Origin of the sequence: Flavobacterium sandaracinum (assembly GCF_004349135.1) — a bacterium.
Taxonomy (GTDB): Bacteria; Bacteroidota; Bacteroidia; order Flavobacteriales; family Flavobacteriaceae; genus Flavobacterium; species Flavobacterium sandaracinum.
On record NZ_SMFN01000004.1, the window covers coordinates 105929 to 122011 of the forward strand.

13 protein-coding genes are annotated in these 16083 nt (G+C 35.5%); 4 read left to right on the top strand and 9 right to left on the bottom strand.

Annotation, left to right across the window (positions count from 1 at the left end; genetic code table 11):
• Positions 1 to 4 precede the first annotated feature (4 nt).
• Both E0F91_RS04925 and E0F91_RS04930 read left to right on the top strand, forming a co-directional pair.
• Complete coding sequence (locus E0F91_RS04925) at positions 5 to 1066, top strand: efflux RND transporter periplasmic adaptor subunit (RefSeq protein ID WP_132065233.1); 1062 nt, start codon at positions 5 to 7, stop codon at positions 1064 to 1066.
• 90 nt (positions 1067 to 1156) lie between these two features.
• Entirely contained in the window at positions 1157 to 4324 is a 3168-nt protein-coding gene (locus E0F91_RS04930) for an efflux RND transporter permease subunit (RefSeq protein ID WP_132065234.1), read from the top strand.
• Positions 4325 to 4432: 108 nt separating this feature from the next.
• Here the strand turns inward: E0F91_RS04930 and E0F91_RS04935 are convergent, their stop codons facing one another.
• Positions 4433 to 4873, bottom strand: coding sequence for a LexA family protein (locus tag E0F91_RS04935; RefSeq protein ID WP_132065235.1), 441 nt, complete (start codon positions 4871 to 4873; stop codon positions 4433 to 4435).
• Entirely contained in the window at positions 4864 to 6138 is a 1275-nt protein-coding gene (locus E0F91_RS04940) for a Y-family DNA polymerase (protein ID WP_132065236.1), read from the bottom strand. The genes E0F91_RS04935 and E0F91_RS04940 overlap by 10 nt, the downstream gene beginning before the upstream one ends.
• Positions 6139 to 6529: 391 nt before the next feature.
• Here E0F91_RS04940 and E0F91_RS04945 point away from each other — a divergent pair, with 391 nt between their 5' ends.
• Positions 6530 to 7192 (top strand): hypothetical protein, encoded by a 663-nt coding sequence (locus E0F91_RS04945; RefSeq protein ID WP_132065237.1) that lies wholly within the window; start codon positions 6530 to 6532, stop codon positions 7190 to 7192.
• A 95-nt stretch (positions 7193 to 7287) separates the two neighbouring features.
• Here E0F91_RS04945 and E0F91_RS04950 read toward each other — a convergent pair whose 3' ends face one another.
• Positions 7288 to 8160 carry an AraC family transcriptional regulator gene (locus E0F91_RS04950; RefSeq protein WP_132065238.1) on the bottom strand — a complete coding sequence of 291 codons (873 nt, stop codon included), beginning with the start codon at positions 8158 to 8160 and terminating at the stop codon, positions 7288 to 7290.
• 188 nt (positions 8161 to 8348) lie between these two features.
• Here E0F91_RS04950 and E0F91_RS04955 point away from each other — a divergent pair, with 188 nt between their 5' ends.
• Positions 8349 to 8945, top strand: coding sequence for a T9SS type A sorting domain-containing protein (locus E0F91_RS04955; protein ID WP_132065239.1), 597 nt, complete (start codon positions 8349 to 8351; stop codon positions 8943 to 8945).
• A gap of 73 nt (positions 8946 to 9018) precedes the next feature.
• Here the strand turns inward: E0F91_RS04955 and E0F91_RS04960 are convergent, their stop codons facing one another.
• The 6 genes from E0F91_RS04960 to nuoK form a co-directional block, all read right to left on the bottom strand.
• Complete coding sequence (locus E0F91_RS04960) at positions 9019 to 10002, bottom strand: Gfo/Idh/MocA family protein (RefSeq protein ID WP_132065240.1); 984 nt, start codon at positions 10000 to 10002, stop codon at positions 9019 to 9021.
• A gap of 139 nt (positions 10003 to 10141) precedes the next feature.
• On the bottom strand, positions 10142 to 10858 hold the full coding sequence (locus E0F91_RS04965) for a DsbA family oxidoreductase (RefSeq protein WP_132065241.1): 717 nt from the start codon (positions 10856 to 10858) through the stop codon (positions 10142 to 10144).
• 178 nt (positions 10859 to 11036) lie between these two features.
• Positions 11037 to 12407, bottom strand: coding sequence for an NADH-quinone oxidoreductase subunit N (locus tag E0F91_RS04970; RefSeq protein ID WP_132065242.1), 1371 nt, complete (start codon positions 12405 to 12407; stop codon positions 11037 to 11039).
• A gap of 13 nt (positions 12408 to 12420) precedes the next feature.
• Complete coding sequence (locus tag E0F91_RS04975) at positions 12421 to 13863, bottom strand: complex I subunit 4 family protein (RefSeq protein WP_132065243.1); 1443 nt, start codon at positions 13861 to 13863, stop codon at positions 12421 to 12423.
• A 9-nt stretch (positions 13864 to 13872) separates the two neighbouring features.
• Positions 13873 to 15756: an NADH-quinone oxidoreductase subunit L gene (gene nuoL, locus E0F91_RS04980; protein ID WP_132065244.1), complete on the bottom strand. Its 1884-nt coding sequence runs from the start codon at positions 15754 to 15756 to the stop codon at positions 13873 to 13875.
• Between the two features lie 6 nt (positions 15757 to 15762).
• Positions 15763 to 16083, bottom strand: a complete 321-nt coding sequence (gene nuoK, locus E0F91_RS04985) for an NADH-quinone oxidoreductase subunit NuoK (RefSeq protein ID WP_066079401.1) — start codon at positions 16081 to 16083, stop codon at positions 15763 to 15765.

The window sequence follows — 16083 nt, forward strand, 5'->3', positions numbered from 1 at the left end:
CAAAATGAAAAAAAGCATACTTACCATAGTACTAATTGTTGCCACTTTAGGAATTATTGCCTACGTTTTAACCAATAATAAAAAAGAAAATGAAGCAAAAACTGCTGTAGTAGCAGAGAAAAATGCTAGTATTTCAGTAAAAGTAGCAACGGTAAAAACAGAAGAAGTTTCCCTTGATTTTGTGGCCAATGGAAATTTTGCACCGCTACAAGAATTAAGCTTTTCAGCAGAAAAACCAGGAAGAGTAGTTCGTGTTTTAGTTGATGAAGGCGATAGAGTACGTATTGGTCAAACGCTAGCCATTGTAAGAAGCGAACAAATTACAGCTGACTTGCAAACTGCTCAGGCCTCCTATCAAAATGCTTTAACAGATTACAGTCGTTTTGAAAATGCTTTCAAAACGGGCGGTGTGACAAAACAACAATTAGATCAGGCTAAATTGAGTTTGGTAACTTCAAAATCAAGATTACAGCAAGCAAAAATAAATATCGGGGATACCAATATCAAAGCGACCATCAACGGAATTGTAAATAAAAAATACGTAGAACCCGGATCTGTTCTTGGGGCTGGAACTCCATTATTTGACATCGTAAATGTTTCCAAATTGAAACTAAAAGTAAATGTCAATGAAAATCAAGTAGCAGGTTTAAAATTAGGCAATTCAATTAGTGTTACCGCTAGTGTGTATCCAGATGCTCAATTCTCTGGAAAAATTACCTTCATCGCCCCAAAATCAGATGCAAGTTTGAACTTTCCTGTAGAGATTGAAATTACTAATACTGCATCCAATGACCTAAAAGCTGGAATGTATGGAACGGCTGCTTTTACTGCTAGTAAACAAAAACAATCGTTAATGGTTGTTCCTAGAAATGCTTTTGTGGGAAGTGTAAGCAGCAACGAAATCTTTGTAATCGAAAACGGAACTGCTAAACTGAAAACAGTTACAGCCGGAAGAATTCTTGGTGATAAAGTAGAAGTTTTGAACGGACTTTCAGAGGGTGAAACTGTAATTGTTACGGGTCAAATCAATCTTCAGGACGGATCTAAAGTAGATGTTATTAAATAAAGTAATTAGTGATTAGTGAACAGTTGTTAGCCAAAAGCTTTTTACTATTCACTTATCACTTATCACTTATCACTCTTTTAAAATAAAAAAATGAAATTAGCAGAAATATCCATAAAACGTCCTTCATTAGTCATCGTATTGTTTACGATACTAACTTTAGGAGGATTGTTCAGTTACAGCCAATTAGGCTATGAATTGATTCCAAAATTTGAAACTAACGTAATTTCAATCGCTACGATATATCCTGGTGCATCACCTAGCGAAGTGGAGAACACCGTTACTAAAAAAATTGAAGACGCGATTTCTTCTTTAGAAAACATCAAGAAGATCGACTCTAAGTCCTTTGAGAGTCTATCCTCGGTGTCTATAACATTGACATCTAATGCTGATGTTAATATTTCGATGAATGATGCACAGCGTAAAATAAACGCTATCATAAACGACTTACCCGATGATGCGGAAGCGCCTTCATTAAACAAGTTTTCTTTGAGCGATTTACCAATTATGACCATTGGTGCCAACGGAAAAATGGACGAAGTTGAATTTTATGACTTAGTTGATAAAAAATTAGCTCCAGTACTATCTCGTGTGCAAGGAGTCGCACAAGTAAACATTACTGGCGGACAAGAAAGAGAAATTCAAGTCAATCTTGATGCGGTAAAAATGCAAGCCTACGGACTTTCGGTACCGCAAGTGCAACAAAATATTTTATCCTCTAACTTGGATTTTCCTACTGGAAATATTCAAACCCGGGAACAAAAAATATTAATCCGTTTAGCCGGAAAATATAAGAATGTTGAAGAGTTAAGAAACTTAATTGTTTCTTCTAAAAACGGAATCCAAGTTCGTTTAGGCGAAATCGCTGATGTTCAAGACACACAAAAAATCACGGAGAAAGTAGCTCGTGTCAATCAGAAAAGTGCTATTATTTTGCAAATCATCAAACAGTCCGATGCGAATGCAGTGGCTGTAAGTGAAGAGTTGGTGAAAACGATTGCTAAACTAGAAGCAGAGTACAAAACGACTGAATTAAAATTAGAAATTGCAAAAGACAGTACTGTATTTACACTTGAAGCGGCTGATGCTGTAGTGCATGATTTGCTTATTGCAGTACTTTTAGTTGCTTTAGTAATGTTGTTTTTTTTGCACAGCATCAGAAACTCGTTGATAGTAATGGTTTCTATTCCGGCTTCCTTAATTGCTACTTTCATCGGAATTTATTTAATGGGCTATACCTTGAACTTAATGAGTTTATTAGGACTTTCGCTGGTGGTGGGTATTCTTGTGGATGATGCCATTGTGGTTCTGGAGAATATATACAGACACATGGAAATGGGCAAAAACAAAGTTCGTGCTGCCTATGATGGTACAGCCGAAATTGGTGGAACTGTAGTATCGATTACGCTGGTAATTGTGGTTGTGTTTTTACCAATTGCATTGAGTTCTGGACTGGTTTCTAATATTATTACGCAATTTTGTGTAACGGTAATTATTTCTACTTTACTATCATTAGTGGCTTCGTTTACGATCATTCCTTGGTTATCCTCCCGATACGGAAAATTAGAACACATTGAAGGTAAAAACCTTTTTGGAAGAATCATCCTTGGGTTTGAAAGTTATTTAACGCGTTTCATCAACTGGATTTCTGGATTATTGACGTGGAGTTTGGATCATTACAAAACAACACTAGCTATTGTTTTGGTTATCTTTTTCAGCTCAATTGCATTGGTTCCTGCAGGATTTATTGGAGGTGAGTTCTTTGCAGCATCGGATAGTGGTGAGTTTTTAGTTCAAATCGAAATGCCGAAAGATGCTTCGCTAGAACAAACTAACTTCATGACACAAAAAGCTGAAGCTTTTTTAAAGAATGAAGCTTTTGTCGAAAGCCAGTTTACTATTGTGGGTCAAACCAGTGGTGGTCTTGGGGCTTCGCAAGCAACTGCATACAAATCAGAAATTAACGTAAAAATGGTCCAATTAGACCAACGTGACGAACCTGCAAATGTTTATGCTGCAAAAACCAAACGTAAATTAGAAAAACTATTAGTGGGAGCCAAAGTTAAAACCGTTCCCGTAGGTATTTTAGGAACGGCTGAAGATGCTACTTTAGGACTTATTGTAACAGGTCCAGATGTCGCGAGTGCAATGAAATTTGCCATTGCTGCCGAAAAAGAATTACGCACGATTCCAGGAGCAACAGAGATTGAATTATCTGTAGAAGATGGAAATCCTGAAGTAAGTGTAAAAGTAGACCGCGATAAAATGGCTGCACTTGGTTTGAGCTTACAAACAGTAGGTATCACGATGCAAACGGCATTTAGCGGAAACACTGACGGACGTTTTAGAGCTGGTGAATACGAATACGACATCAACATTAAGTACAATGCCTTCGATAGAAAAAGTATTGCTGATGTAAGCAACTTGATTTTTATCAATGATATGGGTCAACAGATCAAGTTAAATCAATTTGCAACCGTAACGGAAGGTTCTGGTCCAAGCCAATTGGAACGAAGAGATAAAACAGCATCGGTGACCGTAAAAGGACAAAACGTGGGAGTTGCTTCTGGAACAATTGTGGCACAATGGCAAGAAAAAATAGACCAACTGAAAAAACCTACCGGTGTAAACTACATTTTTGGTGGTGATCAGGAAAACCAGTCAGAAGGTTTTGGAACCTTAGGAATTGCTTTATTGGCTGCTATTATCTTGGTTTACCTTGTAATGGTTTCCTTATACGACAGTTTTGTGCATCCATTCGTAGTATTATTTGCTATTCCACTTTCGTTTATTGGAGCATTACTGGCATTAGCATTAACGAATAATACCTTGAACATTTTTACGATTCTTGGAGTTATCATGCTTATTGGTCTGGTATGTAAGAATGCGATTATGCTTGTGGATTACACCAACCAACGTAGAGCTGCTGGTGAAACGATTAGAACCGCATTAATTCAAGCGAATCATGCGCGTCTTCGTCCAATTTTAATGACAACAATTGCAATGGTTTTTGGTATGTTCCCAATTGCATTAGCAGCTGGAGCTGGAGCCGAATGGAAAAATGGTTTGGCATGGGTAATTATTGGTGGATTAATAAGTTCATTATTCCTAACCTTGATTGTCGTTCCAGTAATTTACGAAATCATGGAAAAACTAATTGCTAAATTCTCTAAAGGAGAAAAAGTAGATTATGAAGCCGAAATGGTTGCTGATTATGAACATAGAGAATTAAGTGAAGATGGTTTTACACCAAAGCACTAAAATTCTAAAATAATAAATACTGAGAAAGCCTGTTCATTGATTTGAACAGGCTTTTTTTATGGCAAAATCCAAACAAGAATTTTATTTTAACACATCCTACAATTGCTTTTAAACCTTCTTAATCACATAGGTCACAATTCCCCAAATGATCAACTGGTTTTCTTCGGTGACTTTTATGGGTGGATAATTGGGATTTTCAGGCATCAGATACAAACAGTCTTTCTCGACTTGCATTCGTTTCACCGTGAACTCTCCATCAATGAAACAAATCGCAATTTTGTTATTTTGCGGTTCCAAACTGCGATCCACAACAAGAACATCTTTGTCATTGATTCCGGCATCAATCATCGAATTTCCTTTGACTTTAATATAAAAAGTAGCCAACGGATTTTCACTCAATTGCTTGTTCAAATCGATACTCATTTCCATAAAATCCGCTGCCGGCGATGGAAATCCAGCCGAAACACCTTCATTGATGAAAGGAATTCGCAATTCACTTTCAAAATCAGGCAGAAAAAAAGTCAATTTTTGTTCTTTGTTTATAGACATTTGATCTCGAGTATATCTTTAAAATTAGTTGTGTATTTTGGCGACAAATGCTTCTGATTCATGTTCCAAGTCAAACTTAAATTTTGGGTAGCCAACTTTACTTTTTTATCTCCAATTTTTTTATTCAGGCCGTCCATTACTTTCATCAGCATCAAATGTTTTGGATTTTCCTCATCAAACAACTGCAACTGTTTTTTGTTTTCATCTATCAATTCCGTTACGATCACGCCCGCTTTTTTGAATTTTAAATGCTCATTTCCTTGGTGCAGTTTTTTCAACATATCGATGGCTGCATTGCTGATTGTCAACGTAGAATTTGAGGCAAACGGCAAAGTTACTGCCATGTTAAAATAATATTTTGAGGTTTGCACCGTATGTTTATCCACCACAAGCATTACAATAATGGTATGGCAGCAGGAATTTTGTTTGCGCAATTTCTCTGCACAAACGGCTGCAAAAGTTGCTACACGTTCTCGCAATAAATCAAAATCAGCAATTTGCTTTGGAAAACTTCTGGTCGTAGCAATACTTTTCTTTTGCTCAACAATGGGTTCTAGATCTAAGACTGATTTTCCTTCGAGTTCGTATTTTAAACGCATACCTATCACACCCATTTCTTTTTTGATCCAAGCTTCGTGTTGCGGTGCAGTAAAATCTAAAGCAGTCACAATATTTTTAGCTTTCATCTTTTTATTCATGCGGTACCCAATGCCCCAAACGTCTTCGATCTTTGTCCATTTCAAAGCTTTGATTCGTTTTTCTTCGCTATCAATAACATAAACACCTTTCGTTCTGTCTTGGAATTTCTTAGCAATTTTGTTAGCTACTTTTGACAATGCTTTGGTATCGGCAAAACCAATACACACAGGAATTCCGACCCATTTTTGGACACGAGTTTTCATTTGGATTCCATACTCATGATAATCGGAAATCATCAAGCCATCAAAATTCAGGAAAGCTTCGTCAATGCTGTAAATTTCTAGATTGGGTGTAAACTGACCTAAAATTGCCATTACTCGATTGCTCAAATCACCATACAACGCATAATTTGAAGAAAATAATTGTACATTTTTCTCTTTTACCAATTCCTTGATCTGGAATGCTGGTGCGCCCATAGGAATTCCAACCGCTTTCGCTTCATTACTTCTAGAAATGACACAGCCGTCGTTGTTTGATAAAATTGCAACAGGTTTCCCGTTGAATTTCGGTTGAAAAACACGTTCGCAGGAAGCGTAAAAATTGTTACAATCGACTAATGCATACATGCTACAAAATTACTCAATATCAGTTGAAGCGAGTTCGTAACATAAGTTAATTTTAAGCACTGTTGATAAGTAGTTTTCATATTATACCGTCTTTCCAAAGCAGTAGATTCACTTTTACCCGAATTATTTCATCTTAAAAACCGCAAGAAAGAGTATGAAATGAGCCATCATTTCTATTAAATAAATCTTAATATATCGTATTTAATAAAATTATTTTAAGACACAAAGCATTGATTATAATGTATTTAAAACTAAAAACACAACATTCGCTCTCAAAACACAAGACCACGATTCAAAATTTTGGCATACTACTTGAATATCTTAAATCAAATAACACAAAAAGCGAAAGCCGAAAAGCTTAAGAGTAGGCAAAATTCAAAATAACTGTATCATGAAAAAAATTACCTTTTTAGTTGCTAGTATCTTCGTATTGGGAGGTAGTATAGTAAACGCAGCAGAGAAAATCGATTTCTCTGTAGAAAGAAGATCTCCAGTAGATTTTAGAAACGCCGACCCAATTGTGTTCACAGAAAGAGGAATTGAGTTCTTCGTGTTCCCTGACGGACAATTAGATTTTAATACACGCCCAACAACAGGACGAGATATGTATTACAAATCAGCCCGAAAAAATAGTGTCAATAAAACATTTGGCGCTCCTGGAAATGTTCGAAATGGGAATTATGGCGTAAAAGTGGAACACGACAATAGGGGCCGAGTAAGACAAGTTGGGAATGTGTTCATTAATTATGATGTGAATGACAGGGTAAAAAGAATTGGTTCTGTTTACATGACCTACAATCGTTTTGCATTAGAAAGAGTAGGCGGATTAGAAATTATTTACAACCGTCGTGGTCAAATTGTTGATACTTTTGGTTCCGTAAAAGGAGGTAAAGCCTATCAATATGGTCAAAACAGTTTTGGCAACAATGATTTTGGTAACAACCAAAACTCAAATGAACAGGACTACTACTATTACAGATCAAATGGCACAAAAGCTAAAATTGAAAAAACTAAAGTAGTTGATAACGCTGTCATTGTATTAAATAGAAGATAATTATTTGGTTTGAATGGTTTGGTTTGAAAATTCCCGTTGGTATTCGTATCAGCGGGTTTTTTGTATAAAAGTACTCTTCAATAGTACCATGTACTTTATTTTAACACCAATCGTAACTCCTGACGGTATTGCGAAGCGCTTTTGCCCGTAAATTCTTTGAACGATTTATTAAAATAACTAAAATTGTTGAAACCGCTTTCATAACAAATCTCCGTAATACTGATGGGTTTCTCCGCCAGCAATTTCGAGGCATGAACCAAGCGATAATCATTGACGAATTTAGTAAAAGTTTTATTCGTAATCTTTTTGAAATACCTACAAAAAGAAGGTTCTGTCATACTCACTAATTCTGAAACTTCTTCCAGCGTAATATGTTCCTGAAAATTATCTTTTACGTAATTAAAAACTGCATTGATTCGGTCATTGTCTTGCATTTGCATTTCCATCGAAAATCCATCTGCATTCAAAACAGTCACTTCTTTAGATAATTCAAGTTCATTTAGAATACTTAACATGGTCAACAAGCGATCAAATTGCGTCTGTTGTTCCATCGATTCTATTTTCTTTCCTATATTCTTTTTGGTTTCACCATGAAAAGCAATTCCCGCTTTAGCTTGACTAAAAAGATTCCGAATATTCGTCATTTCCGAAATATCAAAAAATCCATTGCCCAAGAAATCTGGTTTCATTTGGATTACCGTTTCGTTTTTATTGCCGGTTTCTTCATTGGTAAACCCACAATGCGGTAAATTACTTCCTATCAAAATCAAATCACCATCGGTATAATACGAAATGTGACTTCCAATCTGCCGTTTTCCGGAACCACCATTCACATAAACCAATTCAATTTCAGGATGGTAATGCCACAAGTGCGCTTTGCTATTGGCGTTTTCAACATATTTCGAAAAGTAAAAAGAACTCCCAAACGATGGCGCAATAATTTCAAAAGCTGGCGGTATAATTTTCATACGAATCCGTATTTAGAATTAGCACAAATTTACCAAAAACAGACACTCAATTAACTTTTTTAACCTTAATCGATTTCGTAAAAGGTAAAATAGCACACTAATTAGAAAATTCAGCACTACTCATACGCAGTAAGTTGCATTAATTTAGCACCAGATAAGTATCATTATAAATCTAAAAATTTACAATTATGAAAAAGATTTTAAAATTTAGTTTAGTGTTAGCTGCAGTAGTGTTGACTGCCGTACAAGCACATGCAGGAAACGCAGATTTTTCACTGGATTTAATAAAAGAAGAAGGAAAAACGGTGAGTTTTAGTTTGAAAGAGACAAAGAAAATTGATTTGTCCATTTACGACACCAATGACGGATTAATCTATCAAGAAAAAATTACATCCGAAGATAATATCAGCAGAACATACGATTTGACTGCTTTGCCAGACGGAATCTACTTCCTGAAAGCAGAGAGTGATCTTAAAATTTCAAAGTATAAAATTGAAGTTGTAGGTAACAAAGCTAAATTATCAGCTGATGCTATTTCTGAAGTGTACAAACCCGTTTTGGTGAACAAAAACGGAATGATTACCGTAAACATTTTAAACTTAGAAAAAGCTCCTGTTACTGTTGCACTTTACGACTCAGAGGAAAATGAAGTCTACAAAGAAACGTTGACAGCTGATCTCTATGTGGGTAAAACATTTGATTTAACTAGCGCACCAAGTTCAAAATATACGTTTGAAATTACCTATAATGGAAAAACGCATATTGAAACAGTGGCTATTAAATAGTCTTAAATAAATTGTTGTAGTAAAGAGGCTTTCTTTGGATTGCCTCTTTTTTGTTTTAAATAATTTAAAAACCCTAAAGATTTCCCATAATAGAATCCATAACCCAACTCGTGTGGCTTGCTGATAAACCTTTAGAAGGATGTTTACTGTTTCCTAAAAGGTCTTCTCGCATTTGCTGCACATGATACAACTGAATATTTTCAGGATGGTCAATGAGTAATTCCGTTTTTCCATGTTCATTAGTAAGCACTAAATAATCATTTTCAAATACAGAAAAGGTTATTTTCCCTTTGCTTCCATAAATGTCTACTTTATCTTCCCGTTCGTAGCAACCAAAGTTCCAGCTGCCTGAACCGGTAATTCCAGACTCATGCAACCAACTAGCGACAGCAGCATCTTTAGCGGAATAAAATCCCTGTTGATTGAGACTTAATCCGGAAACCTCCTTTATATTTCCTAACAGATGCGTGAATAGATCCAGACCATGACTTGCTAAATCATCAAAATAACCGCCTGAAGCAATAGCGGTATCAGTTCGCCAATTGTATTCTCCAGATAAATCTTTAGCATTTGCCGGTTTACTCAAATGCCATCGTATGTGTCTGATTTCACCAATGCAATCTGTATCAAGCCACGTTTTCACCTGTTCAAAACGAGGCAAAGAACGTCTGTAATAGGCAACAAACAGCGGAATATTTTTTGTTGCAAAAGCAGTACAAATGGCTAGACTGTCTTGGTAATTTGGAGCCAAAGGTTTTTCGATACAACAAATTTTACCAGCTGCAGCAACCTTGAGCCCGTAAAATTTATGAACATCGGGAGGTGTCGCAATGTAAATCGCATCAATTTCAGAATCATTGATTAAATCATCAGCATTTGTGTAATACTTATTAATTCCGTGTCTTTTAGCATAATCTGCAGCTTTGACTGCGTCTCTTCGCATTACTGCGACTACTTCAAAACCATCCGTGTTCTGGTATGCAGGACCACTTTTCAGTTCGGTAACAGCTCCACAGCCCAATATCCCCCAGCGGATTACTTTTGTACGTTCACTCATAATTAATGATTTTTCATTGCTGCTAACAATCAAGCGCTACTACAAATATTTCGCACTAAGAAGAACATTAAGAAATTATATTTCAGTTACACGTAACGCTTCCTGAAACATAATTTCTTAATGATTTATAATTCTATTTTTAATCACAACCATCTATTCCACAGCTTTCTGCATCGGGAGTATTCAGTACCGTAACTTTTGAATCAAATTTGCCTTCTTCCCATACTTTTTCCAATGTTTTCACAAAAGTTTCGACATGTTGCGCACCCGAAACTGCATATTTATTATCGAAAACAAAGAACGGAACACCTTGAACACCGATAGATTGCGCCTCATTAATATCCTGCTGTACTTCATCTGCGTAAGCATTAGAATGCAATACTTCATCAATGGATTCAGCGTGTAGTCCTACTTCCAGTCCCAATGCTCTCAATGTATCCAAATCATTAATATTCTTACCATCCGTTAAGTAGGCTTTAAACAACAACTCTTCTAAATCATTCGCCAAATTATATTTCTTCGCCAAATGCAACAAGCGATGCGCATGCAATGAATTAGCCATAACCGCTTTTTCAAAATGAAAATCCAATCCTGAATTTTTAGCATTTTGCGTCATATCATTAAGCATTCCTTGAGCCCAATCTGCATCTTTTCTATATTTTTCTGCTAAATGCTCGACCATATTATCTTCTGGAGAAGCAATAAAACTTGGGTCCAACTGAAAACTCTTCCATTCAATCTCGACTGCGTCTTTATGTTCAAAATTTTGTAAAGCACCTTCTATTCTTCTTTTTCCTATATAACAAAACGGACACATGATATCGGACCAGATTTGTATTTTTAATGTATTCTGCATCTTCTTTTATTTAATAATGATTAATCATTTGTATATACAAATTTACGAAAAACAAACAGAAAACGAGCATACATTGTATTTATATTATGAATAGACAAATTGGAATTAGTTTACAACAGAACATAAAAAAACCATCAACATTGCTATTGATGGTTTTTGAATTATCTTAAAATTTGGTTTATGCCAATAAATCTAGTACTAAAGAAGGAAACAATCCTAACGCGATATTCAAAACAATAGCTACGACAGCCACTGCATAAATTACAAATGGAGTTGGTTTTTTTTCTTCATTTGTCTCTTTGGAATACATTGCCAAAATCAATTTAAAATAGTAACCCACACTTATAATAGAGTTAACTACGGCTACAATTACTAACGCTAAATAACCCGCTTCAATCGTTTGGCTAAATAAAACCAACTTGGCGAAGAATCCAGCAAAAATAGGAATACCTGCCATAGAAAGTAAAGAAGCAGTAAGAATAGCCGCTAACAAAGGATTCGTTTTTCCTAAACCATGAAAATTTACAACATCTTCATTATCTCTATTTTTACAAACGTATAAGATTACACTAAAAGCAGCGATTCCAGATAGCGAATACGCTGAAGCATAATACAACAAACTTCCTGCTGAAGTGGATAGGCTAAGTAAAGTCATTAACATGAATCCTGCATGTGAAATACCGGAGAAAGCCAACATCCTTTTTACATTTGTTTGTCTCAATGCCATAATATTTCCTACGGTCATCGACGCCATAGAAATCACTACAACGACAATTTTGAATGACTCTGACACATCAGCGTTCATAACAGATAATAATTTGTACAAAGTAGCCATCGCAACTACTTTAGCCAAGGTACTCATTAATGCAGTTGTCAATGCTGGAGAACCTTCATATACGTCTGGTGCCCAAAAGTGAAATGGAACTGCAGCCACTTTAAACAACATACCTATTGTTACTAACACGATTCCAATAGGAAACCATACCGGCAACTCCGCTGATTGTGACAACTCACTGATTTCAGTAACATCAAAACTCCCCATTGCTCCATAAATCAAACAGATACCAAAAAGAATGATTCCAGAAGCAAAGGATCCCATTAAGAAATACTTCATTCCCGCCTCGTTACTTTTAAGACTCATACGATCACTAGCAGCAAGTACATAGAGCGAAATAGACAATACTTCGATTCCTAAAAAGAACATGGCTAAGTTTCCAAAAGAAACCATTGCCACCGCCCCAGCCAATAAAAATATTTTTATGGCAATATAATCAGAGATTTTAGATTGGTGATTTTCGTAAAAATTATGTCCTAAAGTCACTAAGAAAATAGTTAGAACAATAAACAAAGACGAAAAAGTAGTCGAAAATTTACTCACAACAATCATATTGTTATAGTAACTTTCTGTTGAATTAAATTCAGAGATAGTCAAACCAAGAACTCCTAACAATCCAATAATTGTAAGTGGCACAATGGCTTTTCGTAAATTAAAAATTTCAAATAAAAGGCATAAAACACCTAATCCTATTATAGCTATTAATGTATTCATTTTTTTACTTGACTTAGTTTATTCGGTTTATTTGAATTAAAATTTCTTCAAGACTTGGTGTGATCAAATCTATAATCGGTTTTGGATACATTCCAAAAAAGAATAACACGGCGATTATTAGTACCAAAGTTATCCCTTCGTTGCTAGTTACATCCGTAAATATTCGTGTATTAGTTTCACCTAACATGGCCTGCTGAAACATTTTCAACATATAATAGGCTCCTAAAATTATCGTGGTTCCTCCTAATATGGCAAACCAAATATTAATTTGCGAAAGACTGTACAAAACGGTAAATTCTCCAACAAAGTTAAACGTAGATGGCAACGCAACTGAAGCCAAAACTAAGATTAAAAACATGGAGGTGAATTTTGGTGTCTGCGAACGAATACCTCCCATTTCAGCAATTACTCTAGTTTCATATCTTCTGAAAATGATCTCCGCAATATAAAACAATCCAACAACTACAAATCCATGAGCAATCATTTGTAAAACTGCTCCACGTAATCCGTCTAGCGTCAAAGTATAGCTACCTGCAGCAATTAAACCCACGTGCGCTAAGGACGAATAGGCCAATAATTTCTTTAAATCTTTTTGTTTTAAAGCCACGATAGATCCGTAAATCACACCTGCAATCCCAAGTCCAATAAAAATATACATATATTCTTTGGCTGCTAATGGCGCCAAAGGCAATTGCCAACGAATAACGCTATACAATCCCATTTTTAACATGATCCCAGATAAAAGCATCGTTCCAACGGTCGGTGCTTTTTGGTACACATTGGCTTGCCAAGTGTGAAATGGAATTAATGGAATCTTTATGGCATACGCCAAGAAAAAAGCTAAGAATATCCATAACTGTTCTGCAGCAGATAAATTTACTTTGTACAAGTCCTCTAATAAAAAGCTTCCCGCTTTTTGATACAAATAAACAAATGCTACTAGCATGAACAAGGAACCTGCTAGGGTGTAAATAAAGAATTTAACAACTGCTTTTTTACGTTCTTCTGCATCTCCGTTACCCCAAATCAAAGCGATGAAGTAAATAGGTATTAAAGATAATTCCCAAAAAATATAATACAATAAACCGTCTGATGCTAAGAATGTCCCCGCCATAGCAAAAGACATAAACAAAATCAAAGCATAAAATGATTTGGAATTTTTAAATTCATTTCCAAAAGAAGAAAATATAATGATAGGAGTTAAAACAGTAGTCAGCAAAACCATAGCCAATGACAATCCATCTGCTTTCAGCGCAAAAGATATATTGGGTTGTGTGATCCACTGATTGATGAAACTAATATTTTCACCTAAATTATAGTGATTTAATAATACAATAGAAGCGCCTGCAGCAGCTAAGCCAAACAACAATGCTACTTTTGAAGCTAGTTTATCACCCGCGAGAAAGGTTGCAAAAGCACCAACTAAAAGAATAATTAAAATAAGAGATACGTTCATAATGAAAAATTATTGAGCTAAAAATAAATAAGAAACAATGGCACAAAGTCCTAAAACAAAGGCAAAAAGATAAAGACCTATACTTCCGTTTTGTACTTTCTTTCCTTGATAACTTATTTCGTTGGTCAGTTTTCCGAATCCGAAAACCAAAGCTGATAAACCTAATTCTACTGTATCTCTGAAAAAACGAGACAAGAAATTAATCGGTTTGACAAAAATAGCATCATAAAATTCATCAACATAATATTTATTGTAAAGCACTTTAGAAAATCCTGTAATCATTGCATCTTCACTTGGGACAGCATTTTGTTTTATGTATTTGGCGTAAGCAATACCAATCCCAACTAATCCGCCAATAATAGCAATAGCCATCAAGATATATTCAGTAGTTCCTAAATGGTGTTCAGCGGTTGCTAACTTAGGTAAAATAGGAGTTAAATACTCATTCAACCAACTATTACCAGGCAAACTAATCAATCCACCGATAGTAGCTAAAAAGGCTAGAACAATCAACGGAATGGTGATTAACGGAGAACTTTCGTGCAAATGGTGTTTTTGTTCCGCAGTTCCTCTAAATTCTTTAAAGAACGTCAAGAACATTAAACGGAACATATAAAAAGCAGTCATTATAGAGGCAATAGAAGCCACAACCCATAACGGTATGTTGTGATGAAACGCCACTAATAAGATTTCATCCTTAGAGAAAAAACCAGAAAACAATGGAACTCCAGAAATAGCTAATGACGCAATAAGCATAGTCGCAAATGTAATTGGCATTGCTTTTTTCAAACCACCCATGTTGCGCATATCTTGTTCTCCGTGCAACGCGTGAATAACGGAACCGGATCCTAAGAACAGACAAGCTTTGAAGAAAGCGTGAGTGATCACATGGAAAACAGCCACTTCATAAGCGCCTAATCCCAAAGCCAAGAACATTAATCCCAATTGTGAAACGGTAGAATAAGCTAATACTTTTTTAATGTCATTTTGAACTAAACCAATTGTTGCCGCTACTAAAGCCGTAACAGCTCCCACTATGGCAATTATATTTTGAACATCAGGAGTCAAATCAAACAAGAAATTTAATCTCGTAATCATAAAAATCCCTGCAGTAACCATCGTTGCTGCGTGGATCAATGCCGAAACTGGCGTTGGACCTGCCATCGCATCCGGCAACCAAGTATATAAGGGTATTTGTGCGGACTTACCACAAGCTCCAATAAACAAAGCAAATGCAGCTACCGAAAGCCAATACATATTAAGGTCCGTTGCACCAGAAATAGCCGTTTTCAATGTGGCAAAATCTAAAGTAGAAAATAACATTCCTAAAATAAAAATCCCAATCAACAACCCTAAATCACCAATACGATTCATAATGAATGCCTTTTTTGCCGCATCATTAAATTCTTGGTTTTTATGCCAGAATCCAATCAACAAATAGGAACAAAGACCAACGCCTTCCCATCCTATAAACATTACTAATAAGTTGCTTCCAATTACTAGTGTAATCATGAAAAATACAAACAGATTCAAATAGGCAAAATATTTATGCATATTCTCATCATCATGCATGTAATTGATCGAATACAAATGAATCAATGAACCAATTCCAGTAACAAATAGCAGCCATAAAACAGATAATTGGTCCAATTGAAATCCAAAATCAACTTTAAAATTACTGATTTGAATCCATTCAAAAAGTGAAATATGAATCCCTTCTGGTATTGCAGCAATTGCTCCAAAGAAATAAAATGTGACCGCAAATGAAACAGCAACAGCAATTGTCCCGATTACTCCGGACAATGTTTTTCCCAAACGCGAACCAAAGAAAATATTTAATAAAAATCCTAAAAAAGGAGCTAATAATAAGAGTAAAGCTAAATTCGTATTCATTATAGTTTATCCTTTTAAGTTTTTTAAATTATCGATAGTAATGGAGCCTAAGTTTCTAAAAATAGAAACTAAAATTGCTAATCCCACGGCAACTTCTGCGGCAGCAACTGCCATCGAGAAAAACACAAAAACTTGTCCTTGCGCATCTTGATGATAAGTCGAAAATGCGACGAACAAAAGATTCACGGCATTCAGCATTATTTCTATCGACATAAATACGATTATGGCATTTCTTCTGTACAATACTCCGAAAACACCAATACAAAAAAGTATTACGCTTAGGAATATATAATTTTCAATACCAATGTGGTTTAAAATATTGTTCAT